This window comes from Luteimonas sp. TWI382, from assembly GCF_039674545.1.
Lineage (GTDB): Bacteria > Pseudomonadota > Gammaproteobacteria > Xanthomonadales > Xanthomonadaceae > Luteimonas.
Map to the genome: position 1 here is coordinate 19072 of NZ_JBDJNS010000015.1, position 23521 is coordinate 42592.

Consider the following 23521-nt stretch of genomic DNA (forward strand, 5'->3'; position numbering starts at 1 on the left):
CGGGCAGCACAGTGATCATCCATCCCAAGGTCCGCGGCTTCATCTGCACCACCACGCACCCCACCGGATGCGCCCACAACGTGCGCGACCAGATCGAGGCCACGCGCGCGCGGGGCGTGCGCAACGACGGCCCGAAGAAGGTGCTGGTGATCGGTGCGTCGAGCGGCTACGGGCTGGCGGCGCGCATCAGTGCGGCCTTCGGCTTCGGCGCCGACACGCTCGGCGTGTTCTTCGAGAAGCCGGGCACCGAGAAAAAGCCCGGCACCGCCGGTTGGTACAACGCCGCGGCGTTCGACAAGGCCGCCAAGCAAGCCGGTCTCTACAGCCGTTCGATCAATGGCGACGCATTCTCCGACGCCGCGCGCGAACAGGCGATCGCGTTGATCCGCGACGAAATGGGCGGGCAGGTGGACCTGGTGATCTATTCGCTCGCCTCGCCGGTGCGCAAGCTGCCCGACACCGGCGAGCTCAAGCGCTCGGCGCTCAAGCCGATCGGCGAGGCCTACACCTCGACCGCGATCGACACCAACAAGGACCAGGTGATCCAGGCGACCGTCGAGCCGGCGACCGAGCAGGAGATCGAGGACACCGTGACCGTCATGGGCGGTCAGGACTGGCAGCTGTGGATCGACGCGCTGCGCGACGCCGGGGTGCTCGCCGACGGCGCGAAGACCGTCGCCTTCAGCTACATCGGCACCGAGATCACCTGGCCGATCTACTGGCACGGTGCGCTGGGCCGGGCCAAGGCCGACCTCGACGCGACCGCGCGCCGGCTCGATGCGCAGCTCGAGCCGACCGGCGGCAGCGCCAACGTCGCCGTGCTCAAGTCGGTGGTCACCCAGGCCAGCGCCGCGATCCCGGTGTTGCCGCTGTACATCGCGATCGTCTTCAAGGTCATGAAGGCACTTGGCCTGCACGAGGGCACCCTCGACCAACTCGACCGGCTGTTCCGGGAGCGCATGTACCGCGCCGACGGCGCGACGGCCGAGCTCGACGAGGCGCATCGCCTGCGTCTGGACGACTGGGAGTTGCGCGATGACGTGCAGGCGCAGTGCAAGGCGCTGTGGCCCCAGGTCACGACCGAGAACCTGACCGCGCTGACCGATTACGCCGGCTACAAGCACGAGTTCCTGAAGCTGTTCGGCTTCGAGCGCGACGATGTCGATTACGACGCGGACGTCGATCCGGTGGTCGATTTCGACGTGATCGAACTGCGCGACTGAGTCCGCGCGACCGCGGCGCGTGCCCGGGCCGGCACTGGCCGGCACCGGGCATGTCCGCACTCAGCCGCAGCAGTAGCACTGCAGCGGCTGGCCGGGCCCGCCGGGCCCCAGCTGTCCGCCGAACGGCGCACATTCCTGCGCGCAGGCCCACGCGCTGCACGAGGCCTCGCGGTCCTCGCCGTCGTCGGCCATTGCCTGCATCGCACCGAAGCCCATGCAGCCCACGAACAGGGCAGCAGCCGCGGCGTTGCGCATCGTCTTCCAGTACCGTGTCATGTCATCGCTCCTCGACAGTGGCCAGGGCTGGCGACGCGTCCCTGCGTTGCAGCGCGGCCAGAAGGTCCTGCATCCGCTCCTTGGTATCGAAGGTGCCCACGCGCGCGTAGCGCACCCTGCCGTCGCGATCGAGCGCGAGCAGCGCGGGCACGTTGCGCGCGCGGAACAGCATCACGTGGCGCCGGTCGGTCAGCGTGGTCACCGCAAACGGCAGGCGATGGGTGTCCGCATAGGCGCGCGCCTGTGCCGGCGTGCAGTGGCACACGCCCAGTACCTCGACGTTTGGCCCGTGCGCCTCGGCGATGCGCCGCGCGGCCTCGGCCACGCGCGGCAGCGAGCGCCGCGAGTACGGGCAGGTCGGGGTGAAGAAGTACAGCACCTGGAACGCGCCGGACGGCGCGCCGAGCACGTGCGCGGCACCGTCGAGCGTGGTCGCCGGGACCTGCGGCACGTACATGCCCAGGTACGGCTCGGTGGTGCGGGTGACGAACCAGCGCCGTTCCTCGCGCAGTTCGCGGTTCTGCCAGGCAAGCACTGCCACCAGCGCGCAGGCGCCCAGCAGGCCCAACCAGATCCATGGCATGCGACGTGGCATGCGACCGCCTCCTGCGTTCGATCGTGCCTAGACCCTGCGCACGCGTCGGGCCCGGGTCAATCGGTGGCGGAGCGATTGGCCATCGAGATGGCCGAACTGCACAGGCAGTCACAGTTCCGATGCAATGGCGTTGGCGGCCTCGCGACATGGGTGCGGCAGTGCATCACGGCGTCGGAGCGGCGCGCACGGCGCGATGTGCACGGCCCCGACGCCGTCCGGCCTCAAGGCCGGACGACGTGCAGGTCGGCGCGTCCGGGCGACACCCTGCGCGGCCGGTGTCCCATTGCGCCATGCGCTAGCTGTGTGTCTCAGTAGGTTATTCATCCGGGGCGATCCCGGAATTCTGTAGGTGCGACCCAAACAACACCTCAGGAGCCCCGGATGAACCTGTATAAGCATGCCCGTTTGACGCCTCGCGGTCGAGCCTTTCTTATCGATCGCATCCTCATGTAGAGGTTGCGGGTCGAGGAGGCCGCCCATGCGGCCGGCGTCAGTGCGCGCACTGCCTACAAATGGCTGAAGCGGTCAAGGAAGAAGGCGCGTCCGGCGTGGCCGATCGATTCTCCCGGCCGCCTGGGCTTCATGCACCTGATTGGTGCTCGTCAGCGTTGTGCGGTCTTTTCCAAGCAGCCGGGAGCGACTTCATCGGCGAACTGGGTAGGCGAAGCGCAGGCATCGACAACCACCTGAACTTCGTAGCCGTCACAGATCTGGCTGCGGCGCGTTTTGATTGGATTTCTCGAATAGCATGAATTTGGCTCAACCCATTTTGCCAACTTGATGGTCTGAGCTGCATGGCGGCATTGTTTCCGGTGAATCCTTCTTAGGGCTAAGACGTACTTCATTTTTGGTCAGAGTGCGGAGGAATCCAGCGGGCTGGCGAGCGGCAGGTGATCTTGTTGTCGTTGTGGGCGTGTGCGAAGTGTGACCGTGCGAAGTGCGTCCTGTATATGAAAACAGACCGACTGCTGCGCTATGGCCGGAACCTTGGCCCTCAGTTGAGGGCAGGGGGCGCGACAGGCAGCGATACAGACCATCAGCAGAAACTCCCCGCGTACAGAAAACATTCCTGTGGCTATTGCATGCGTGTTGAAGTTGTTTTTCGGTTGACGACAGAAGCTGGCCAGCCGATATCGAACGCTGCAGGATTGATCTGAAAGCAAAGCCGGGGTAGGGGTGCAATCTGCCATAGGAAGGCGAGGGACTGTCGATGATGGTCCTGTAAGCGGGACAGCGCGGCATTCACTGTTGTAAATAACACATTTGATTCACGACCCGGAGAGTTGGTCTGGCAAGCCGCCAGCCGGCGCCACGCGGCTTGACCTTACGGCTAGTCATGAGCTGCGCCACGCAACACCATCTGACAGTTCGCCAGATTCAACGCGGCCTAGTCGGGAAACGGCAACACCCCTAGGAATTTTCCCAACAGGGAAGTCGAGGCGCAACTCGATTCGGAATCGCATAGTATGCGGACCGTCGTTGTGAGCAATATCCAGAGCTGGAAGTGGAGGAATACATGAGTCAAGGAAAGCAGAATGCAGACGGAAAGGAGGGCCTTAGCGACACCTTGTCGCTAGCTGATCTTACAAAAAGGTTGCGCAGTGAAACTATGGAGCGCGTCGTGGAGTCGCTTGGCGAGAGTCGTGTCGCTGCATTGCGCGCAGGCGTGCTCGGTCTGGTTGTTCTGTGGGTTTTGGCTTGGCGATTTTATGGGCCGCAGCCGGTCTTGGTTGAAGATGCGCTGCGCGTTTACCGGTGGGCGCTCGGCCTTTTTCTGATTAGCGCAATATGGTGGCTCGCCATTCGCCTGGGCCTTGTCCGAATGCGAGGTTGGATGAATGTGGCGGGAACGATCGCCAATTACCTAGTTATCGCGATCCTGACTAAGCACGCCTTCTTACTATTGATAACGCTCGAGGCGGTCCTGCCGTTCCTTGCGATCATGATCGGTGCGCAATACAGCCAAAGGTGGTTTAAGGTGGGGATTGCCGCCTCTCTGATCGTGCTCCTTTGGTCGGCACCTTCTGGTTATTGGCTCAGCCGGCCCGCTTATCTAGTCTATGCGATTGTTCTAACGGTAGGTCTGCCGCTGCTCACCGGCCGTATCTTTTCGGCGGTTCGCGAAATTTCGCTGCAAGCGATAGAAGCAATGGACGCCCAAAACCGCTTCGTTGGAGCCATGTCGCACGAGTTAAGGACGCCATTGAATGTGATCAACAACGCCATCGCCATGATCGACCGTAATGGAATGGATCACAATCAGCGCACCCTGATCGATTTGAGCGAAACCAACGCGAAGGTCCTGTCGCGGCGGGTCAACAGCGTTCTGGACATTACCAAGCACAACGCTGGAGGAATCAAGCTAAATCTCGAGAGCATTGACACCCATGTGCTGATGGGCACGGTCCGTGACGTGAACGCGCCGGATGCCGTGAAGCGTGGTATCACATTTCAGGTCAACGTCGCCGATGGCGTACCGCGATATATCTATGGCGATCAGGGCCGCATCGAACAGGTACTGAGCAACCTGACGGCGAATGCGATCAAGTACACGCCATCCGATGGCCAGGTCATCGTCGATCTGTTCGCAGAAACGGTGGCCGATGAAAAAGACGTGGAACTGGTGTGTACCGTAACTGACACCGGAATCGGCATTCCGGATCATGAAAAGAGAAGAATATTCGACGCTTTCTATCAGGTTAGCAGCGGAGAGACCCGCACGCACGGTGGCGTCGGGCTGGGCCTATTCATCGTCCGCAACATCACCGAGAGGCTCGGGGGTTCGTTGGACATACGAGACAACCCCGGCGGTGGCTCGATCTTCACATGGCGCGTCAAGCTACCCGTAGCTCCCGATGAGCCGCCTGCCGATATACGGTCTATTGCCGATTTGCTCGTAGATCATCGTTCCCGCGTTGTATCTATGAGCTGCCTTGTAATCGACGACCATATCGCCAACGTCGACATCATGCGCCGTCTGCTCGCAGGCGCGGGCCATCGGGTGGTTGCGGCCAGCGACGGCCCGAGCGGCCTCGCGGCGATGCGCGAACGCGATTTTGATATGGTGTTTCTCGACTTGCACATGCCCAACATGTCTGGCTGGGACGTGCTTGATGAACTGGCACGCCATCCGATGCCCCGGAAAGCCCCAATCATCGTTCTGAGCGCGGATGCCGATCCTGATGCCGCGTCACTGGTCATTGCCAAGGGTGCGGAGGCCTTCGTCAGTAAGCCCGTTTCCGCCAAGCAGCTCTTGGATGCGCTGATGCGCGTGAGCGGCATGTCGAGCGGTTCCCGCATGGTGTCCGCCGGGCTGGCCCCGCTTGACGAGATCCGCCAAGTGAGCGACCGTGCTTCGGTCGGCGTGCTGTTGCGGCACGTGCGCGAGGGACTCTGCGAAGGGTTGGAAGGTGTTAAGCGCGCACTGGCGAGCGGCGCGGGCCAGCAAGCCGCATATCACCTGCATGCACTGCGCAACGAGTTCGGTGCACTCGGTATGCGGGAAGCGGCCGAATGGGCCGCGAAGGTCGAGATCCAGACAGTGGCGGGTCAGGACTTCGCCGTGAGCATGGAACAGCTCGATCGCGAAATAAACCGGGCGCTTTCCTGGATCGAGGGGCAGCCCGAATACGATGCGGCGCAGCAAATCTAGTCATGCCGCCGCCATGTCTGCCGACCAGGACGCCTGTAGGGAATAAACATTGATTGTAATCGCGTTGCCTTGGCTACTGATCTTTCCTGCCTTGTTGCTCATTCTGGATGGGCGATGGCTCAAGGCTGGATTTTGGCTGTTTGCCATGGGCTATCTTGCCGCATTGGCCGTAGACCAGATGGATTGGTCCGCGTTGGCTGCTATACCGGTCTTGGGACTCGCGGGCATCGCGGTGCCAGAGCGCAGGCCTGCGGCCATCAAAGCTGCAGGCGTATTGCTATTCCTCCTGGCCGCGACCGCCTTGCGCGCTCATATAATTCCTGGGTTCCGCAACCCTCTGGTGTTTGACGCTCAAGTGTCGGCTGCGGCAGCGCGCTATCGAATGTATTTGAACCTAGACAAGGCGTTGATCATCGCCTGGGTCGTGTATGCGTGGAAACGAGTGACTTGGTCGCGCAACTGCCAGCAAAGTTTGTGGAACGGTCTAGCGGTGGGCCTGATTACGGCAACCACGTGCATCTTCAGCGGCTGGGTTCTGGGTCTGGTGGAATGGGATCCAAAATGGCCGCCGGGCGCTTGGATCTGGGTGATCAACAATCTGGTGTTGGTAAGCCTCGGGGAGGAGCTTTTTTTCCGCGGGTTCATTCAATCTGGCCTAGAGCGGCTCTGGGAAGACTGGCGTTACGGTGCAGTCGCGGCGCTATGGGTCTCGGCAGTCTTGTTCGGAATAAGCCATTGGAGTGGGGGGCTGGCTTACGCAGCGGTGGCCGTGCTCGCGGGGTTGGGATATGGGATCGCGTACAAGCGGGGCGGGCTTCAGGCCGCGGTCCTCGCGCACTCGGTGCTCAATCTCGTCCATTTTTCCCTGTTCACTTACCCTGCGATCCAGCGATGACGACACGGGGCAGCGATTCGCTTCCTAAGGTTCCGGGCGATCCGGAGATGGTGGCCGATTTCGTATCCGGCTCGGAGGCCGATGCCAGCGAGCTAAAATCCGGAAACGCCGCACGAATGCATTGGGCGGGCGACGAAAAGCGCCGGACCCGATGGTCCTTGGTCTATTTGCACGGCTTGACCGCAAGCCCGGGTGAATGCGGGGACGCGCCCGAGCGACTGGCGATGGCCCTAGGGGCGAACGCCTATATACCGCGTTTGCCAGGCCATGGTTTGAGGACCGACGATGCCCTGCGGGGCATCAAAGCCGAAGATTGGATAAGTTGCGCTCGGTCGGCCCTTGCGGTGGGTTGTGCGATGGGCGAACGCACGATTCTGGTGGGCACCTCGCTCGGCGCTAGCCTGGCCTTCATACTCGCTGCCCGGTTCCCCGAGCAGGTGGCGGGTGTGGCGGCGTGGTCTTTGGGGGCCCGTGCTTACGACCCTGCCGAGCTCGACCGGCTATGCGCCAGTGAAGTCGTATTGCGCGATCCACGTCCGCGAAGCGAAGCTCAGTTGCGCTACTGGTCGGATTCCATGCATCCCGACGGGTATCGAGCACTACGAGCTTTGTTCAGCGATTGGATGACACCGGCTACCGCGGCGCAAGTACGTGCGCCTTTCTTCCTGGCCTACTACTACCAGGATGGCGAACATCAAGATAAAACTGCATCGGTCCCGGCCATGCTCGCTTTGTACGATGCTTTAGGTACGCCATCGGAGCTCAAGCGTGCTTGCGCCTATGGCAACGGAGCACATGTGGTGGGCTCTCCCTGGCGCTCACCGGCGGCTGCACAGGTATTGAGCGACACCATCGACTTCTTTTCCGATGGGAGGCTCGCAACTCAATCTTCTTCGGCCCCTTGATCCAAAAGCTTCGACACTGCCCGCCAAGCGTCGTCGATGCTGCCGCTAAGGTGGCGCTGCAGCGCCGGCCAGACTGCCTGAAGGGCCGGTTTCGGCGTGCTGCTTATCCACAGGCATACCGCCGACACACGGTCGGCCCCAATGAGATGCGCCGCCCCGTGCACCGCGCGCACTCGGCGCAAGACAGCATCCCAGTCGTCGCATTGCGCCGCCTTCTCGATGTCTCGCTGGTAGTTCAGCATGTCGCGAAAATTCTCGGACAATGCCTGAGGGGGGTCTAAGCTCAACAGCGCCCGGTGGGCGGCATTCAGGCTGATGTCGCCGGGTTGAATCCTGTTCGAATCGGCGAGATGCTCAGCGCGTTCGCAAACCAACGCGACGGCATCCAGCAAGCGTTGGGAAGACATGGGCTTCTTCAAAAAGGTCCAGGCGCCCGCCGCGAAACAGTCTTGGCGAACTCTTTCCGAGGTTTCGCCCGTCAGGACAATGAACGGCACGTCGTGCTTGCGGACCGCGCTATGGAAGCGACTGAGCTTGATAACATCCAGCCCGCCAATGTCGGGCAAGCCGAGATCGATGATCACGACGTCAAACGGTTCTTCAGCACCCAATTGCGCCAGGGCCGCGTTGCCGTCGCTCGCGATCGCCACGTCGTGTCCGCCGCGTTTCAGTGTGGAGGCGATGACGTGGGCGTTGCTGGCCTGATCCTCCACCACCAAGAGCCGCTTCGATGTGACCTGCGCACGATGCTTTGCGTAAAGGTCGTTGTGCGGAACTACATTGCCGGTGGGAAGGGCGGAGCCCGCACGCGATTGAACGATCGCCGGAAAGCGCAGCGAGAACCCGGTTCCCATGGGGGCACGGGTTAAGCAATCCAATTCGCCTCCCAAAGCCCTCGCGATCAGTCGGGCAACATGCAGATTCAGTCCCGTTCCAGGAGGATTGCCCTCTCGCGTGTGCCCCGAGAGCCCGAAAGGCTCAAACAACTGGGCTTGGGGCGAGAATGGCGGTCCGGTGTTGCTGATGGTGAGACTCACATTCTCGTTGGAGGCTGAATGCAGCGTCACTTCCACATGCCCGTGATCCGTGAGGGCCAGGCAATGGTCCAGCACATTCCCAAGGCAATGCGCCAAAAGTTCTGCGTCGGCTTCGACGATTCGTGGCGAGCACGGTTCGATATGCAACTCGAAATGGAGGCGTTTTGCGATTGCGCGTGAGAACCTGGGCGCCATGATGGCCTCCAAGGCCTCATGCAGATCGAAGCTCTCCCCGACTGCCGACGCAGGTGGATTAAGCCATGTCCCCGCGTTGCGCACGACCGCCAATAGGGTGTTTGAGGCCTGCTGTATCGCAAGCAGATGGCTACGATCGGCCGCCGTAGTGTCGCCGCCATGCAACATGAGCTCGACGGTTCCGCAGATGGTTTCCAGCGGATTGAGAATCTCATGGTCAAGGCGACGAATAACGCGCCCACGCTGCGTTTCGTCCGCTGCCTGTTTGGCCCGGAGCGTCGCTAGCGCGCGGCGGGTATGCCACCAGCCGACGATCGCGCCCGCCCCCAACACGGTACTTGCCAGGCACTGAGCGTAAGGTGAGATTGGCATCCTTGCAGGGTTGACGGCGAAGAGTTACAGTATTCTACAAATCTCCTAGTGCACATTGTAGATCTGAATGGATGCCAACGATTTCTACTACTGAAGACCAGATTGCTGCCCACCGCCTAGCCATCATTAGCCTGCCCAGGGCATCACAATGGAGTACGGCGGTTCTGCGCCGAGGCGACGGAACTTCTGTGTTCGGCGTTTTCGCCGCCTTGGACGCGGTGCGCATGGATTGGCAAGCGCGTGTTGGTTGCCTAGTCGCAGGCGACGGTGCACCGATGGAAGAAGAGCTGCTTGACTGCCGAGTTCATGCGACGCCGCAAGATGCCCTCACGGCACTGGAGTTGGCAATCTCTCGATTGCCTAAACGCAGTGTCTGGCAAGAGGCGGTGAGTTTGCGAGAGGAAGGCACCACGGCCGACGGCATCTTCTCGGCCATCGGCGACATTCGAGCAGATCTGCACCAGCGCATAGGAAATTTGCTGGATCTGTCTTCCACGGATGGTCCATCCGTTCAAAGCTGAGGTCCTAGTATGCGTGCCAATTCTTCGCCTACACCTGACGGCGGAAGCGTTCCCACTGAGGAACAGACAACCATCAGGGTGCGCAAGCAGCTTCAGGAGTTGCTGCGTGTCGTGGCCGCGCTAGAAGGTAAGACCATCTTTTCGATCACAGACTCTGTGCTGATGGATTACGTCAAGCAATACGAATCCATGAGCGGCCGTCCGCTTCTGCCTCGCGGCGCTCGAAAGAATCGGGCCTAGACTGACGAGTGGCGCTTTGAGCGGACACCCTTGCTTGTAACCGTCATGTAGAGGACTATACATAGAGCGCCGTAGATTAAGATGCGCCGTCGGCGACCAAGAGCCGCGGCAAGCGAAGTCCAAAGTGCTTGCGAACTTTTCCTAAGAGACAGGGGCGCTAGTCATGAGCAAAAACCGCGGAGACAATATCGACCTTGCCTGCTGCCTATTGTTCGCAGCCGCGGTGGTCGCGGGTACCGCCTACTTCGTCTCCCAAATCCCACGGATTGCCATATAGCAATTGAGCCGTCGCTTGATTAGTGAGGCCCAAGCCAGCCTCTACACCGGCGGGATTGCCTATCGCCGGCCTATTGCCCTGAGGCTATTGCAATACTTGTATTGTTGTAGATTACGATACAGCGTGCTGTAATGCAGGTGAGTTGGAGCTAGCCGCCTTCCACGAGATAGGGCGGAGCGCTGACTAGTTCGTATGCATGTTCACGTCAAGCCAAAGCGGCGGCCGGATCTCGCACCGATTGACTCTGGTGCCTTGGACGGATTGCAGGGGTTTGCGGGTTCGTGCGAGTTTCCAAGGACTTGGCCATGCCGGCCAAGCCTCACTGACGGGCGCAACTGATTTCATGGACGTCTACGCAGGTGCATTTTTCAGGGAGATCGTATGGTGGCGAATTGCTTTGTTCCTGTTCGTCGGCCCCTTCCTGTTCGGCAACCTGTGCTCGTTCCTGCGTGCGCGATACTTCCTAGAAGACGGCTACTCCCGAAAACTGCATCACGTCGGGATCATGCTGATTTCAGGCCCTTGCCTCGCAGTGCTTCCCGATGCCCAACTGCTGCCGTCGATGATGGCTTCGTCACTGGCACTGATCCTGATTTCTTTCGTTGCGGCCTACAGCCGCGTGCCTCTGCTGGCAGGCATGGCGGAACACAGCCTGCGTCGGCGCGATGGGCCGCATAGCCGTTTCTTCTTCCTCATGCCCATGATCACGTCGAACGTGGCCATCACCGTCTCGGCACTGCTGTTTCCGCTCACTCTGGTCAAAGTGGCTTTCTTCACAGTGGCCATAGCCGACGGATTGGCCGAGCCCATCGGGGTTCGTTTCGGACGATCCAACGTCTTTAGGATCAATGACATCGTTTGGGGTTGGACGAACACCAAATCACTGGCGGGCTCCACCACGGTATTCGTCCTGGCGGCCGCAGTTTGCGCCGCAATGCTCACAATCAGCGGACAGGCGCGGATGCCGGTCGTTCCGGTATCGCTCGCCTTCGCCGCATTAACCACGGTGATCGAAGCGCTTTCGCCGCGAGGGATGGACAATATGCTGATCATGTTGATCACGCCCCCTTTCTTGCTCGCGCTGGGGGTGATGTCATGGTGAGGGGCGAGCCCACCGCCAGTTTTACGCCGCATGCGGCCGCGCGTGACGCCGCTGCATCAAAGCATGTGTTCGGTGGCATCCTGTATGCGGGCTACGCCCGCGCGTTGATCGCCGCGGCGGCGCTTCGGTTGCGCGAGGCGCGATTGAGCGATGGGGTCACCCGCTACGCGGACACCGGCAAGCGCGGTCGTCCGGCGCTGCTCCTGCTACATGGTCTGACCGGCGACCTGACGGTCTGGCTGCCGGCTGCCCGCCATCTGAGCTCACGCTTTCGCTTGATCGTACCGGACCTGCCAGGCCATGGCGAAAGCGACTTTGATCCGGAAGCGGACTACGGCATTGCGGCGCAATCGAAGCGCGTCTTGGAATTGCTGGAACATTTGGACCTGGAGCAGGTCTGCACTGTGGGAAACTCGATGGGCGCATGGCTAGGTTGCGAACTGGCTTTGCGTTGGCCGACGCGTGTGTCTGCGTTGATGCTGATTAGCCCGGCAGGACTGCGTGGTCGTTGTTCCAGCTGGCTCGATCAACGCGTCGCTGCGGGAAAGATCCCTTTCCTCGCCGACAATGAAGCAGCCTACGGCGAATTCCTGGGCGCAATCATGGCACAGCCGCCGCGCGTGCCGAGTTGCGTAAAACGCCATCTGCTTGCGCGTCACGTCGCCCGTCTCGAACGCATTTCGCGCCTGTACGCGGACTACGCCGCCAGCCCCTCGCCTGCACCGGGATTGAAGGCGATATCGGCGCCTGTGCATCTGCTATGGGGAAGCGAAGACCGCATCGTGGCCCCCTCGGCCTGCGAGGCATGGGAAGCGGCGCTTTCCGGCACCACAGTCGAAGTCGAAAAATGGAGAAGCGTAGGTCATATGGCAATGCTAGAACGTCCGGCGCAAACCGCCGGCCTAATCTCGAAGTTCCTGGGCGGCGCTTCTGCGCAAGGAGCGCGACATGGCTGACGCATGCCTGGACATAGCCCGCTTTGAAGCGATCGAAACGACAGCGGACCACGTCGCCATGTTCCTGCCGGATCTGATTGCGGGGCACATTCCAGCGTTGCTGGTGAAGTCATTCTTGGACGAGAGCAGCTGCCGGCGCATCATCGACAACTTCGGCTCTAGCCACGGACGCTACAAGCGGACAGATGGCGTGCCGGCGATGATGGTCGGCAGCAATGGATACCTCAAAGGCGTAGACGGAGTCGTCGACGAATTCGCTCGCAACAGCTGGCATGGCGAGCTGCTGTTCCAGGGGACTGGCAACGCCTATCGCCGGTTCTTCGACGCCGTCGAGGACAGTGGCTTCCGTTTTCGCGTCGCATATGCTGACGGCATCCCCGCGGCGGCGTATCGCGCCGCCATGTGGGACGACAGAAGCCAATCCGGAGTCATCCTCAAACCGCACACGGATTGGCCGCAGGTAGCCAACTCCCGCTTGGAATACGCGGACGTACGGCATCCGATCGGCGTCAACATGTATGCGGTACATCCCCCCAAGGGCAGCAGCTGGATCAGGCTTTACGATTTCGTCCCTTCGCGCGAGTGGCTGGAGGCGCGCGGCATTGACGATGGGGGCTATCCGATCGAGCAAAAGGATCTGATCGGGCAGAACTATATGGACATCCTGCCCGAGCAGGGCGATCTGCTTTTGTTCACCGCTTCGCGCGTCCATGCCGTCCACGTTGCCGATTACGTCGGCGCTGCGCAGCGGCTGAACATCAATGGCTTCATCGGCTATTCGCCTGCGGCAAGACGCGTCTTGGCGTGGGCATGATTTGGACGCTGGAGGTGTGAACATGCTCATAAGCGAACATGAGTGCGCAGCCGGGACCGTCGAAGGTTTCATGCCCAACGTCAGAGACCTGGAAGCGTATGTGGCACGTAACGTTGACATCATTTCGCCTGCGGAACAGGCCGCGTTGCGCGCCTCGCGTATCCTGGTGGCCGGTTGCGGCAGCGTCGGGGGAAGCCTCGTCGAATCCTTCGCGCGGTTGGGCGGCACGGCGGCAGTGCTGGCCGATCCCGAAGTATTCGACGATACCAACCTCAACCGCCAAGCTTGCGTGCTGACCGACATCGGCCGCCCCAAAGCGCAAGTGTTGGCCGAGCGTGCGTTGGCGATCAATCCATATTTCCAAACACGCGTACTCATTGAAGGCCTGACGGTAGGCAACATCGAATCCGCCTTCGAAGGCGTTACCTGCGTGTTCGATGCCGTCGATGCGGGCGCGTCGCCTTGGGTCAAGTATCGACTTCACGAGATAGCCAGCCAGCGTCGCATTCCGGTCATTTCCGGCTTCGATTTCGGCGGCAAGGCGACGCTCTATGTCTTCGACTATCGGCGCCGCAGAGCCAAGCCGTTCTACGGCCGCGCGAGCGCTCAGGCGCATCGCGAAGGACGGCTAGCTGAATGCGTGAAATGGCTGGGCTATCGGCACTTTCCCTCCGACTTTCTCGGCATCATCCGCGACCGCATGCTGACCGGCCAGCCCTGGCCGCAAGTTACCTATTGCGTGCTGGCAATGGGTGCGCTCGCTACGCGCTGCATCTTGGATCTGGAGATGAGACGCCAAGTCCGGCACGTCGTCGCGTTTGACGTCCATGATTCGACACGCACCCTTCCAGCCCGCATTGCACAATGGGTGAATTTTCCCCTGCAGCTCGGGCGCGCCTTTGTGGCCTCCCGCCGACCCAAGGTCGAGTCTGCAGCGCACATGGAACCAAAGGCTTCGACCGAAGAAGACAACACGCGTCGCCTGGTCGAGGCGATGATTCTGGCGCCGTCGCCGCACAACTGCCAACCTTGGGTGTTTGAGGTGTCGGAGCCCGACAAGCTTCACTTGCGTTGGGACCCGGGGCGCGGGACACCGGTCGTCGACCCGGACGCCAACGCGATCGCTTACAGCCTAGGTTGCGCGGTCGAGGCGGCCGCCCAGGTAGCTGTTGTCTCGTGGACGTCGAGCGACAGCCAGGACTTCCATGACCCTGCCCACATTGCAGGAACCCTTCGGATCCATGGCATGGATCCCAGGAACTACGCGCGCGGGCGGGGGCTGCTCGAAGCGCGAGTAACGCACCGGGGCAGATTGCTGCATGTGCCTCTGTCTGCCGGCTTAGTCGCAAGCTGCGCCGAGCTGGCTTCGCAGCGAGGCGCGCATGCGCTCCTGCGCGAAGTGGACTCCGTGCGGATCAAGCGCCTCGCCGAGAAGGATGCCAAGGCGTTGTTTAGCCGCCTGGACTATGTGACCGAACTGCTGGAACACATGCGCCTGGACGCGTCGGAGGTCGCGGAGCGGCCCACCGGCTTTACGCTCCAGACATTGGGCCTGTCGAAATGGGAGGCATGGGCCTTGCGCATGCTGCGGCGCTCGCCAGGGCTGCTGAGTATATCGATGTCGCTAGGGTTGCCGGCATTCATGACGCGCAACGCCATCCGCCAAATGACCGGGCACGGTAACTATCTGCTCGTGGCGGCCGGACAATGGAGCGCGAACGGGCGAGTGGACGCAGGGCGCGCGCTCATGCGGGTATGGCTGGAGCTTACTGCGCACGGCTTGCATGCTCAGCCCGTCGACTTCCCTATCTCGACGCAGGAAGGCCGCGCTGAAGTGGCCGAACTATTCGGATTGGAGGTAAATGCGCGGCCCATCGCCCTCCTTCGCGTGGGCATGGCCAGCGACCGTTTGCCTCCACGGGCCGGTCGTCTTCCGGCCACGGTCTTCATCTCGAGAGCGCCGGAAACAGCCACATGTGCGCCGTGTTCGACTGTGGCAGAGAGCCTGGTCGCATGAAGCGCGTGCTGATCATCGGGGCAACGGGACAGTTAGGGGCGGAAGTCGCCCGCCAGCTGTGTGATTCATCGCGCTTCCGCGTACGGGCAATGGTAAGGGCCGGCTCGCATGTCGGGCAGCTTCAGTCCCTTCGAGTAGAGCGGGTCGTTGGCGACCTGAAAAATCTGGCGAGTCTACGTTCGGCTTGCCGGGGCGTGGACGCCGTAATCGCGACCGCAACGGTGGTGTTCCCGCGCAGAGGCGACACCTTTGCGGCCGATGAGGAGCAGGGATATCGCAACCTGATCAGGGCATGCACCGACTCAGGCGTGGGGCGTTTCATCTACGCGTCTTTGGCGACGCCTTTAACGGAAGGTCACTGCCGCAGTTGCTCGACCTATCGCGCAAAGGCTTTGGTGGAACGGATGCTCGCCGAGTCAACCCTGAATTACAGCGTGCTCCGTTGCGGTCCTTTCATGGACGATTACTTCGCGTTGATCGGGTCCCGGATTCCGCTTCGTGGGGAACAGAACGCGACGCTTGACCGTACGCGCGGGTTGGTGCGGCTGTTGCGGCGTGTGTGTGGCGATTCGATCGAGCGCTGGGGCGTGGCGGTGGTGCCGGGCCCAGAGAACCGCCGTCACGCCTTCGTCGCGATTTCAGATGTGGCAGCGTGCATGGTGGCCGCGTTGGAACGCAGCGAAGCAAGAGAGATCTTCCCGCTAGGGGGACCGGAGTCTCTGTCCTGGGCTGACGTCACCCAACTGTACGCCGCGCTCCTGAACCGCCCGGTGCGTACCGTGACCATCCCAAGCTCGGTGCTGCGATGGCTGACGCATATCAGTCGGAACTACTCCGAGGCCTTGGCCAATCAGTTGGCGATCCTGCGGATCCTGGCCGATCACGAAACCGGGCATTTGGTGGAAGGCGAGCAAGGAGGCTCGATCACCGCCAAGCAATACCTCATGCGGAAGCTGGGGGCTTGCGTATGAGGCCCGCGCTCGCCGTGCGCGCCGATGCGCAGGATTTTGCGTCCAATGCGCTGCCGCAGACAGTTCGTTGGGATTGCGGCGATCGTCTGACGCTGGAAGGCGGCGATCATCTGGATGGATTCAGTCTGACCTACACGACGTTGGGCCGGCTTTCGGCGGCCCAGGACAATATCGTCTGGGTCCTGCATCCTCTGACTTGTTCGTCCGATGTCACGGAGTGGTGGCTGGATATGGTGGGTCCGGGAAAGGCACTGGATCCGTCAATCCACTTCATCATCTGCGCCAACACGCTAGGCTCCTGCCATGGATCAACGGGCCCGGCGAACGGAGGCGGGCCCAACCATTGCCACGCGGGTCTGAAATTTCCCCAAATCACCATGGCCGATGTCGTTTCGGCGCTCGATTGCCTACGTCGCCACCTGAACATCGACCGCATAGCACTGGGCGTCGGCGGGTCGTATGGCGGTCAACAGTTGTTCGAGTGGATGGCTCGCGCGCCCGATCTCTTCGAGCATGCATGCATCATCGGCGCCAGCGATCGCCAGTCGCCTTGGGCGATCGCCTTCAACGAGGCCCAGCGAATGGCGCTGGAGGCCGATCCGACTTTCGGTACCGACGCACCGAACGCCGGCTCTGCAGGCCTTGCGGCGGCACGCGCAATAGCGATGCTCTCGTATCGAAATGCAGCTCTCTACGCATCCACGCAGGCAGACGCCGACAATCGTTCCAGCGCTTTTCGCGCCAGCGCCTACCAGCGTGCGGTAGGAGAAAAATTTGCGAGGTGGTTCGATGCGTGCAGTTACTGGATGCTGACCAGGATTATGGACAGCCATAACATATATCGTGGGCGCGGCACCAAAGCGGAAGTTCTCACGCGCATCAACTCACGATGCCTGTTAGTGGCGCTGGAGGCGGACGTGCTGTTTCCCGCGTCCGACGTGTTCGAACCGGCAACGCTGCTGCCCGCGGCTACCTGCCTGGAGCTGCCCTGCGACCACGGCCACGACAGCATTCTCACGCACGCCGAAGCGCTGTCCTCCCGCATCGTCGAGTTCATGGACTCGCAGTCGCGAACGCTCGCTAAGGCCAAGGCCGAAATTGAGGGTTGAGCGTGAAAAAACCTGCAATTCCCGCGTCCTTTCGCCGTATCAGCAACCTCATGGGGATCTACAGTATCGTCCATGGTCTTCTGATCTGGATCGGTTGCAGCCAGTTGGCCCTGTGGGTTTACCACTTCGAAGCCTGGCCGCTGCCGCTCCGCCTATCCGCCGACGCCTTCCTGATCATCGCTGCCGGCATGGGGATGTTTCTCCTTGGCTCGCTCGGACATGAGGGCTTCCACGGAAACCTAAATAGAAGCCGCAAGCTGAGCATGCTCATGGGAATTGTGGCGTCCACCGCCGTGCCGACTTTTTGCTCGGTCGGGCTTAATGCCTACCATTGGAGACATCACGCCAAGACCAATACCCATGAAGATCCAGATTTTGGGTTGTATGGCCAGCGTCAGGGCTTGGCCAGCAAATCGATCGGTCCGATGCTGACTAGCGCGTACTGCATGCGCAACACTGCAAGGCTACTAAATGGATCGGAGACGTTGGAGCGGGGATTTCCGTTCAGCGTACTGGAGATGAGGCGGTTCGCGTGGTTCAACGTGTCCGTCGTTGGGATCGTGACCGCCGCGTGGGTATATCTGCTCGTGCGCGATGCGGAGGCGTTCATCTTCACCTTGGCTTTGCCTGCGTTGGTGGGGCAGGTCTATTGGACCCTGCATCCCTATATCGAGCACGCCGACACAGGCGTCTCGCCGCGAGACAATGCACGTGATTGCACCTCGCCCATCCTGCAGTTCCTGCTGCTGGGCTATACCTTCCATCATTGCCACCATTTGTTTCCCAGCGTGCCCGCGCATCGCCTGCCGGCCCTTCGTCGGTACCTAGAAGCCAGTGGGTACCTTAATGACGAAACACCCGTCCAGCGAAGCTTGGTGGGTGCGCTTCGGGTCGGCGTGATGCGCACTATTGGTGGTCCACGATGAGCATCTATATGCATAGAGATTTGCATGTATCAGGACCGCTGTGCCTGATCTTCCTGATGTCGGCCGTGTTCACGCTCTCGGGTATTGCGTTGTTCGGCTTTCCTGCATCCATGCCTGCTTCGTTGGCGGGGGTGCCTGCCGCTGTGCCTGCGGTGTATCGGGCACTGGCGGCGGTATTCATGCTTAGCTTCGGACTTCTCTATCTCGCTTTAGCCTTGCAGAGGAGGGTGCCCGCTGTGATCGTGTTGTTTGCAGCGATGGCCAAAGTATTGGCGTTCTTGGCGTTTGCAGGGTTGTGGCTTGCCGGGAGCGTCTCTACACAGATGTTGCTTATGGTATCTGGCGATATCGTGATTGCCGCGCTGCTGTTGCACGCGCTCGCTAGCCAATCGAAGGATGTTCCATGAACCTTGCGCTTTTCGATTTCGATGGAACGATCACCACCAAGGAGACGTTCGCCGATTTCATTCACTTTGCGGTACCTCCTGTCCGACTCGGGATGGGGAAGGTCCTGTTGGCGCCGCTGGTCATTGGCTACCGCACTGGCCGGGTGTCCGGAAATCTAATGCGTGGCAGCGCGGTGCGTATCGGGCTGGCGGGTATGCCGGTCGACCGGGCCCAAGCCTTGGGCCGACGCTTCGCCGATGAAGTACTGCTGGGACTCCAACGGCCCAACGTGATGAGCCGCATCGAGTGGCACAAGGCGCGCGGAGATCGTGTCGTGGTGGTGTCCGGCGCTCTTGAGCTCTATCTCGCGCCCTGGTGCGAGCGCCATGGCTTGGAACTGATCTGCTCGCGACTGGAGGTACGGGAGGGACGACTGACGGGTAGTTACGCCGGCAATCAATGCGTTGCGGACGAGAAGGCGCGCCGGGTTCGCGAAACCATCGATACCAGCCTCTACGAAGAGATCTACGCCTACGGCGACACGAGCGATGATTTCGCGATGCTCAGGCTCGCCAAGCATGCTGATTTCCGAGGGCGAGTGTGGATGGATCCGGAAGTTCGCATCGACGCCGACATCCTGACGCGAAGCGAATGAAAAATTTCTATTCCAACGGTACACGGCCCATGGCGCTCATCACCGGAGGCTCCGGTGGCATAGGCGCCGCCTTGGCTGAATGTTTCGCGCGCGACGCAATCGATTTGATTCTGGTGGGACGCAACAAGGCCTCGCTGGAAGCTACGGCCGAGATCGCGAGGCGCAAAGGCGTACGCGCTATTACGCTTGCGGAGGACTTGACGCTGGAGGGAGCCGCCGAGCGCATATTCGCCCAGGTCAGGACGAGCGGAAGCCGCATCAGCTACCTCGTCAACAATGCCGGTGTCGGCGTTTTCGGAAAGTTTGCTGAAAGCTCGCTCGAACAAGAGTTGGCGATGCTGCGGCTGAACACTCTCGTGCCTACAGCGCTATGCAAGATGTTCCTGTCAGATCTGGTCGAGAACCAAGGGCGGATCATGAACGTGGCATCGCTCGCAGCCTTTCAGCCCGGTCCGTACATGGCGGCCTACTACGGCAGCAAGGCCTACCTGCTGTGGCTGTCGGAAGCCGTGGGTTGGGAGTTGCGTCGGTCGGGAGTAAGCGTGACGGCCTTCTGTCCTGGGCCGACGCGAACGGGCTTCGCGGCCGCAGCGGGCATGGAGGAGTCGGGCCTGATCAAAGGAAAGCGCCTTGACGATGCGAGCAAGGTTGCCGAAGGCGCCTACCTCGCTATGCACGCCGGCCGCGCTATCTACATTCCCGGCTGGGTCAACCGTGCGCTCGCCTTTTCTTCTCGGTTCGTGCCCCGCCAATGGATGCTGGCTGCGGTTTCGGCCATGTCGGCGCCTCGCGCTCCTAAACATAATCGATGAGCTCTTTGAATATGGTCGAGGTAATGGAACAACTGGCTGCGGCGGGCATACGATTTTCGGGGCGGGGACGGTACCAGTTGGCTCGTGTCATCAACCCTGCTAAGCGACTCAGTAAGCCACTGCAGGTGATGTTGCTGGAGGCTTTTGCAAGCGTCACCGACGAGCTGTATCAAGCCGACACCTCGTTCCATTGGAGAGGGCGTCCGGACTACTTCGTAGGAGTTCATGGACTTTGGATGGTATTCAATGGCGATGTGCTCAGTGGATTCGCGGCATCGCGCTACTTCATCGAGGCTGGTGAGCGAATTCTCTACATTGACAATCTCAACTTGCGCCCTTCCGCTCGACCGGTAGTCGGGCAACTCACCATCGGCGGAATGCTGGTGTTCGAGATGCTCAAAGAGTCATTTCCGATCATCGGTCGGCCGATGTCGGTCGTATTTCGAACGCAGAACCCCAATGTCTATCGCCTGGGGTTCACCGTGTTGCCAGAGGCGATGGCGCCTCGATTGCGTGGGGCCCAGCCGCGGGACCGCGCGCGCAGCCGCCGCGTGCTGGAGGCGATGGCCAACCGCCTTTCCCCGGGACGCGTTTACGATCCAATCACCTCTGTCATCAAAGGCGCTTACGCAGGACGCCTGTATGGGCGGCCGCTGACGCAATCCGGCTCATCGACGTCCGGCTTGGTCAGGTTCTGGAAAGAGAATGTCGATGTAGAGCGAGGCGACGCCGTGCTGATCGCGGTGTCGCCCACGCATGCGGAAGTTCGAGGCCTGGTCTATCGCTATCTGAAGGTCCTGGCCGCCGTGAGATGGGCGCGGTATCGGCACGTATCCAGGGTCATCGATAGCGCTCGTCTCCAGGCCTGCAGCGACGAGGAGTCGCACCCATGATAGATGCCGTCTACCCCCTGCTTACTGCGGCGTTCGCTGCGATGATCGCGCTAGAGTTCTGCTTTCCTATTCAGAAAATGCCGTGGGACGGCCAATGGGTCAAGCGTGCGGCGGTCATCAACCTTGCGCAACTGATAATGGTGGGCCTGGCGGCGGTCACGGTGAATCGCTGGTTTGGCCAATATGCGCTCTTCCGGCTGCAGGACTATGTGCCCACGCCGCTGGCTGGCTTCGTCGCTTTCCTGCTGGGTAACTTCGTCCAGTACTGGTGGCATCGGCTACAGCATAGTTCGGATTTCCTGTGGCGGTGGCTGCATCAGCTACATCACAGCCCCAAGCATATCGACGTGCTGGTCGCCAATTATGCGCACCCGGTCGATTTTTTCATCATCGTTTCGTTTCATGCGGCTGCGGCTCTGCTGGTGCTGGGTTTGGATTTGACGGGTTTCGCATGGGCCACACTTTTTTCCGGTCTCTACAACTATTACATCCACTGCAATCTACGTTCGCCGCGTTGGCTGGGGTATTTCGTCCAGCGACCGGAAATGCACCGAGTGCACCACCGCATAGACCATCACGCCCAGAACTATGGGCTCCCGATCTGGGATCTCATGTTCGGCACCTGGCACAACCCCGATGATTGTGAGTTCGAGTGCGGATTCCACGATGGCCGAGAGAGCCGCGTCATTCATATGCTGACCGGGTGCGATGTCAATGAATAAGACCCCCCATGTACATGGTGCCTTCTGTGCAGCGCCGGAGCGCATGTCGCGCCGTGATTTCTTGCCGAGGCTGGGGACATGCCTAGTCATCGGCCCTTTGGCGGTGGGGGGCATTCTGTGGCTGGAAGCCCGGGTGCTGTGCATAGCCGCTGCCACAGTGATGCTTGTTGTATTCAACGAATGGTTGATTGTATCGGGGATAAAGGCACGCTCAGCACATAGGGGCGTGATCGCCCTGGGCGGCGGGCTGATGGCGATCTTGGCCTCCGCTCCGGTCGAAGTGCTCGGTGGCCTGGCTGGGGCCGGAGCGCTAGCCTGGATGGGTGCGCCATTGTGGTTGGCAAGGCCGAACCTCGGCCGGACAGCCAACGGATGTTCGACTGCGATGAAGGTAGGCCTAGGCTTGTTAATAGTGCTTTCCGCCTTCTCAGCATTTCATTGGCTGCTGGATCGCTACAATGGCCGGCATCTGATCTTGTATATACTTGCCGTAGTGTGCGTTCTGGACTCCACGGCCTATCTAGTCGGGCGCTACTCGAATGGCTTCACCGCGGCCCGGCTGATCGCACCCAACGCAAGTCCGAACAAGAACTACGGCGTCTTGGTTTGTGCCATTTTGGCTAGCGCTTTGGCAGCCAGCTTAGGTGCTGCTCTGCTTTATCCAAAGCTGGGTCCGGAGCGCGCGCTTTTCTTTGGCTTGGGCATGATGGCGGCTGCGTCGGGTGTCGTAGGCGACCTCACCAGCAGCCTGCTCAAGCGACATGCGGGCCGCAAGGACAGCGGGTCCATCCTGCCGGGGCACGGCGGGGCACTGGATCGTCTGGATTCGCTGGTAGCCGCGCTTCCGGTGTTTGCTGTTGCGTTGTGTCTGGCTTTTCCCGCCGGCGAGGTTTCCCCATGACCGGCCGGCACCATGCACGACGCGGAGTGGATATCGTCGCAGGGGCCGACTATCTTCCCGAAACAGTGAAGAACAACGGCTATTTCAGCGCGCTAACGGGCAAGGAAGACGCCTGGTTTGAACGGATGACAGGGATCCGCGAGCGGCGCCGCGCGGCCGAAGACGAGAACAGCAATACCATGGCCCTGGAAGCCGTGAAGCGGATGCTGGCGGACGGTACCACGACACTCGACGGCGTCGATCTCATAGTGGCTGCCAGCTATACACCGTGGGACACCGTTGCAACCCTGGCCCATGTCGTCCAGCGCCATTTTCGGTTGTCGGGAGCTCGGGCGATCTACTTGTCGACCGCCTGCTCATCCATGCTTAACGCCATCGAGTTGGTGGTGGCTTACATGGAAACCGGTCGAGCCAAGCGTGCCTTAGTAGTAGCCGCTGAGCACAATAGCCTTTATGCCCGCGACAGCGATGCCCACTCGGGACATCTGTGGGGCGATGGCGCAGTGGCCCTGCTATTGGACGCTGAGGCCAGCGGTGGATTTGAGGTGGTCGATGTCGTCACGCGTGGCTTGGCAGACGTCGGCAAGGGGCCAGAAGCGGTGTTTCTGACACCACATCGAGATGGCTTGGTGATGCCGGCGGGGAAAGACGTCTTCCAGCACGCCTGCCAGCACATGGAAAGCGCCATCCACGCGATGCTGGATACCCACGGGCTTTCAGTCAGCGATCTGACATTGCTTGTTCCGCACCAGGCAAACGACCGGATCATCAGCCAAGTCGGTCAGCGGCTGGGAATCGACAACGATCGCGTCGCTAGAACGGTGGGCTGGACCGGCAACACCGGCTGCGCCAGCGCGGGTATCACGCTCATGCGTCATCGTCATCTTCTGGCTCCCGGGCAACTTGCACTGCTGGTCACGTTCGGCGGGGGCTATTCCATGGGCTGCGCCCTGCTGCGGGATCGAGGCGCCGGCATCGGCGCGCTCCGCGCCAACGAAGAAGCTGCATTGAGATTGGCAGCCCCCGTGTGCGCGGTGGCTTGACGAGCACGAAGCAAGGACGATCGAC

The 23521-nt window shown here is 61.1% G+C and carries 23 protein-coding genes and 1 pseudogene; 21 read left to right on the top strand and 3 right to left on the bottom strand.

The window, feature by feature from the left end:
- Positions 1-11 precede the first annotated feature (11 nt).
- Complete coding sequence (fabV, locus tag ABE505_RS10915; RefSeq protein ID WP_346443937.1) at positions 12-1223, top strand: enoyl-ACP reductase FabV; 1212 nt, start codon at positions 12-14, stop codon at positions 1221-1223.
- A 60-nt stretch (positions 1224-1283) separates the two neighbouring features.
- On the opposite strand, the gene ABE505_RS10920 is transcribed toward fabV, so the two are convergent.
- Together ABE505_RS10920 and ABE505_RS10925 are read right to left on the bottom strand one after the other, a co-directional pair.
- Entirely contained in the window at positions 1284-1499 is a 216-nt protein-coding gene (locus ABE505_RS10920; protein WP_183426085.1) for a hypothetical protein, read from the bottom strand.
- A gap of 1 nt (position 1500) precedes the next feature.
- Entirely contained in the window at positions 1501-2067 is a 567-nt protein-coding gene (locus ABE505_RS10925; protein ID WP_346444019.1) for a TlpA disulfide reductase family protein, read from the bottom strand.
- A gap of 408 nt (positions 2068-2475) precedes the next feature.
- Between ABE505_RS10925 and ABE505_RS10930 the strand changes: the two are divergent.
- From ABE505_RS10930 to ABE505_RS10950, 5 genes and pseudogenes are all read left to right on the top strand, one after another.
- A pseudogene (locus tag ABE505_RS10930) lies at positions 2476-2628 on the top strand (leucine zipper domain-containing protein); the annotation flags it as partial.
- Positions 2607-2846 carry a hypothetical protein gene (locus tag ABE505_RS10935; protein ID WP_346444024.1) on the top strand — a complete coding sequence of 80 codons (240 nt, stop codon included), beginning with the start codon at positions 2607-2609 and terminating at the stop codon, positions 2844-2846. The pseudogene ABE505_RS10930 and the gene ABE505_RS10935, both read left to right, overlap by 22 nt.
- A 764-nt stretch (positions 2847-3610) precedes the next feature.
- Complete coding sequence (locus ABE505_RS10940) at positions 3611-5746, top strand: ATP-binding protein (RefSeq protein WP_346443938.1); 2136 nt, start codon at positions 3611-3613, stop codon at positions 5744-5746.
- A gap of 49 nt (positions 5747-5795) precedes the next feature.
- Positions 5796-6641 (top strand): CPBP family intramembrane glutamic endopeptidase, encoded by an 846-nt coding sequence (locus ABE505_RS10945; protein WP_346443940.1) that lies wholly within the window; start codon positions 5796-5798, stop codon positions 6639-6641.
- Positions 6638-7546 (top strand): lysophospholipase, encoded by a 909-nt coding sequence (locus ABE505_RS10950; protein ID WP_346443942.1) that lies wholly within the window; start codon positions 6638-6640, stop codon positions 7544-7546. The genes ABE505_RS10945 and ABE505_RS10950 overlap by 4 nt, the downstream gene beginning before the upstream one ends.
- Here the strand turns inward: ABE505_RS10950 and ABE505_RS10955 are convergent.
- On the bottom strand, positions 7525-9150 hold the full coding sequence (locus ABE505_RS10955) for a response regulator (protein ID WP_346443944.1): 1626 nt from the start codon (positions 9148-9150) through the stop codon (positions 7525-7527). The genes ABE505_RS10950 and ABE505_RS10955 overlap by 22 nt on opposite strands.
- 71 nt (positions 9151-9221) lie before the next feature.
- Between ABE505_RS10955 and ABE505_RS10960 the strand changes: the two genes are divergently transcribed.
- The 15 genes from ABE505_RS10960 to ABE505_RS11030 all read left to right on the top strand — a co-directional run bounded on the left by ABE505_RS10960 (position 9222) and on the right by ABE505_RS11030 (position 23496).
- On the top strand, positions 9222-9671 hold the full coding sequence (locus ABE505_RS10960; RefSeq protein WP_346443945.1) for a hypothetical protein: 450 nt from the start codon (positions 9222-9224) through the stop codon (positions 9669-9671).
- 713 nt (positions 9672-10384) lie between these two features.
- Positions 10385-11290 (top strand): hypothetical protein, encoded by a 906-nt coding sequence (locus ABE505_RS10965; protein WP_346443947.1) that lies wholly within the window; start codon positions 10385-10387, stop codon positions 11288-11290.
- Positions 11284-12246 (top strand): alpha/beta fold hydrolase, encoded by a 963-nt coding sequence (locus tag ABE505_RS10970; protein WP_346443949.1) that lies wholly within the window; start codon positions 11284-11286, stop codon positions 12244-12246. The genes ABE505_RS10965 and ABE505_RS10970 overlap by 7 nt, the downstream gene beginning before the upstream one ends.
- Positions 12239-13060, top strand: a complete 822-nt coding sequence (locus ABE505_RS10975; RefSeq protein ID WP_346443951.1) for a hypothetical protein — start codon at positions 12239-12241, stop codon at positions 13058-13060. Before ABE505_RS10970 ends, ABE505_RS10975 begins: the two co-directional genes overlap by 8 nt.
- A gap of 22 nt (positions 13061-13082) precedes the next feature.
- Entirely contained in the window at positions 13083-15077 is a 1995-nt protein-coding gene (locus tag ABE505_RS10980) for a ThiF family adenylyltransferase (RefSeq protein ID WP_346443953.1), read from the top strand.
- Entirely contained in the window at positions 15074-16048 is a 975-nt protein-coding gene (locus ABE505_RS10985; protein WP_346443954.1) for an NAD(P)H-binding protein, read from the top strand. Before ABE505_RS10980 ends, ABE505_RS10985 begins: the two co-directional genes overlap by 4 nt.
- Positions 16045-17157, top strand: a complete 1113-nt coding sequence (locus ABE505_RS10990; protein ID WP_346443956.1) for an alpha/beta fold hydrolase — start codon at positions 16045-16047, stop codon at positions 17155-17157. The genes ABE505_RS10985 and ABE505_RS10990 overlap by 4 nt, the downstream gene beginning before the upstream one ends.
- Before the next feature lie 2 nt (positions 17158-17159).
- Positions 17160-18083 carry a fatty acid desaturase gene (locus ABE505_RS10995; protein ID WP_346443958.1) on the top strand — a complete coding sequence of 308 codons (924 nt, stop codon included), beginning with the start codon at positions 17160-17162 and terminating at the stop codon, positions 18081-18083.
- Complete coding sequence (locus tag ABE505_RS11000) at positions 18080-18490, top strand: hypothetical protein (RefSeq protein ID WP_346443960.1); 411 nt, start codon at positions 18080-18082, stop codon at positions 18488-18490. The genes ABE505_RS10995 and ABE505_RS11000 overlap by 4 nt, the downstream gene beginning before the upstream one ends.
- Positions 18487-19125, top strand: coding sequence for an HAD family hydrolase (locus tag ABE505_RS11005; protein ID WP_346443961.1), 639 nt, complete (start codon positions 18487-18489; stop codon positions 19123-19125). Before ABE505_RS11000 ends, ABE505_RS11005 begins: the two co-directional genes overlap by 4 nt.
- A complete protein-coding gene (locus tag ABE505_RS11010) occupies positions 19122-19937 on the top strand; it encodes an SDR family oxidoreductase (RefSeq protein WP_346443962.1) in 816 nt (271 codons plus the stop codon). Before ABE505_RS11005 ends, ABE505_RS11010 begins: the two co-directional genes overlap by 4 nt.
- Positions 19934-20830, top strand: a complete 897-nt coding sequence (locus tag ABE505_RS11015) for a hypothetical protein (RefSeq protein WP_346443963.1) — start codon at positions 19934-19936, stop codon at positions 20828-20830. The genes ABE505_RS11010 and ABE505_RS11015 overlap by 4 nt, the downstream gene beginning before the upstream one ends.
- Complete coding sequence (locus ABE505_RS11020; RefSeq protein WP_346443965.1) at positions 20827-21552, top strand: sterol desaturase family protein; 726 nt, start codon at positions 20827-20829, stop codon at positions 21550-21552. The genes ABE505_RS11015 and ABE505_RS11020 overlap by 4 nt, the downstream gene beginning before the upstream one ends.
- Positions 21545-22453, top strand: a complete 909-nt coding sequence (locus tag ABE505_RS11025) for a phosphatidate cytidylyltransferase (protein ID WP_346446244.1) — start codon at positions 21545-21547, stop codon at positions 22451-22453. Before ABE505_RS11020 ends, ABE505_RS11025 begins: the two co-directional genes overlap by 8 nt.
- A complete protein-coding gene (locus ABE505_RS11030; protein ID WP_346443967.1) occupies positions 22450-23496 on the top strand; it encodes a ketoacyl-ACP synthase III in 1047 nt (348 codons plus the stop codon). The genes ABE505_RS11025 and ABE505_RS11030 overlap by 4 nt, the downstream gene beginning before the upstream one ends.
- The last annotated feature ends 25 nt before the right edge of the window (positions 23497-23521 follow it).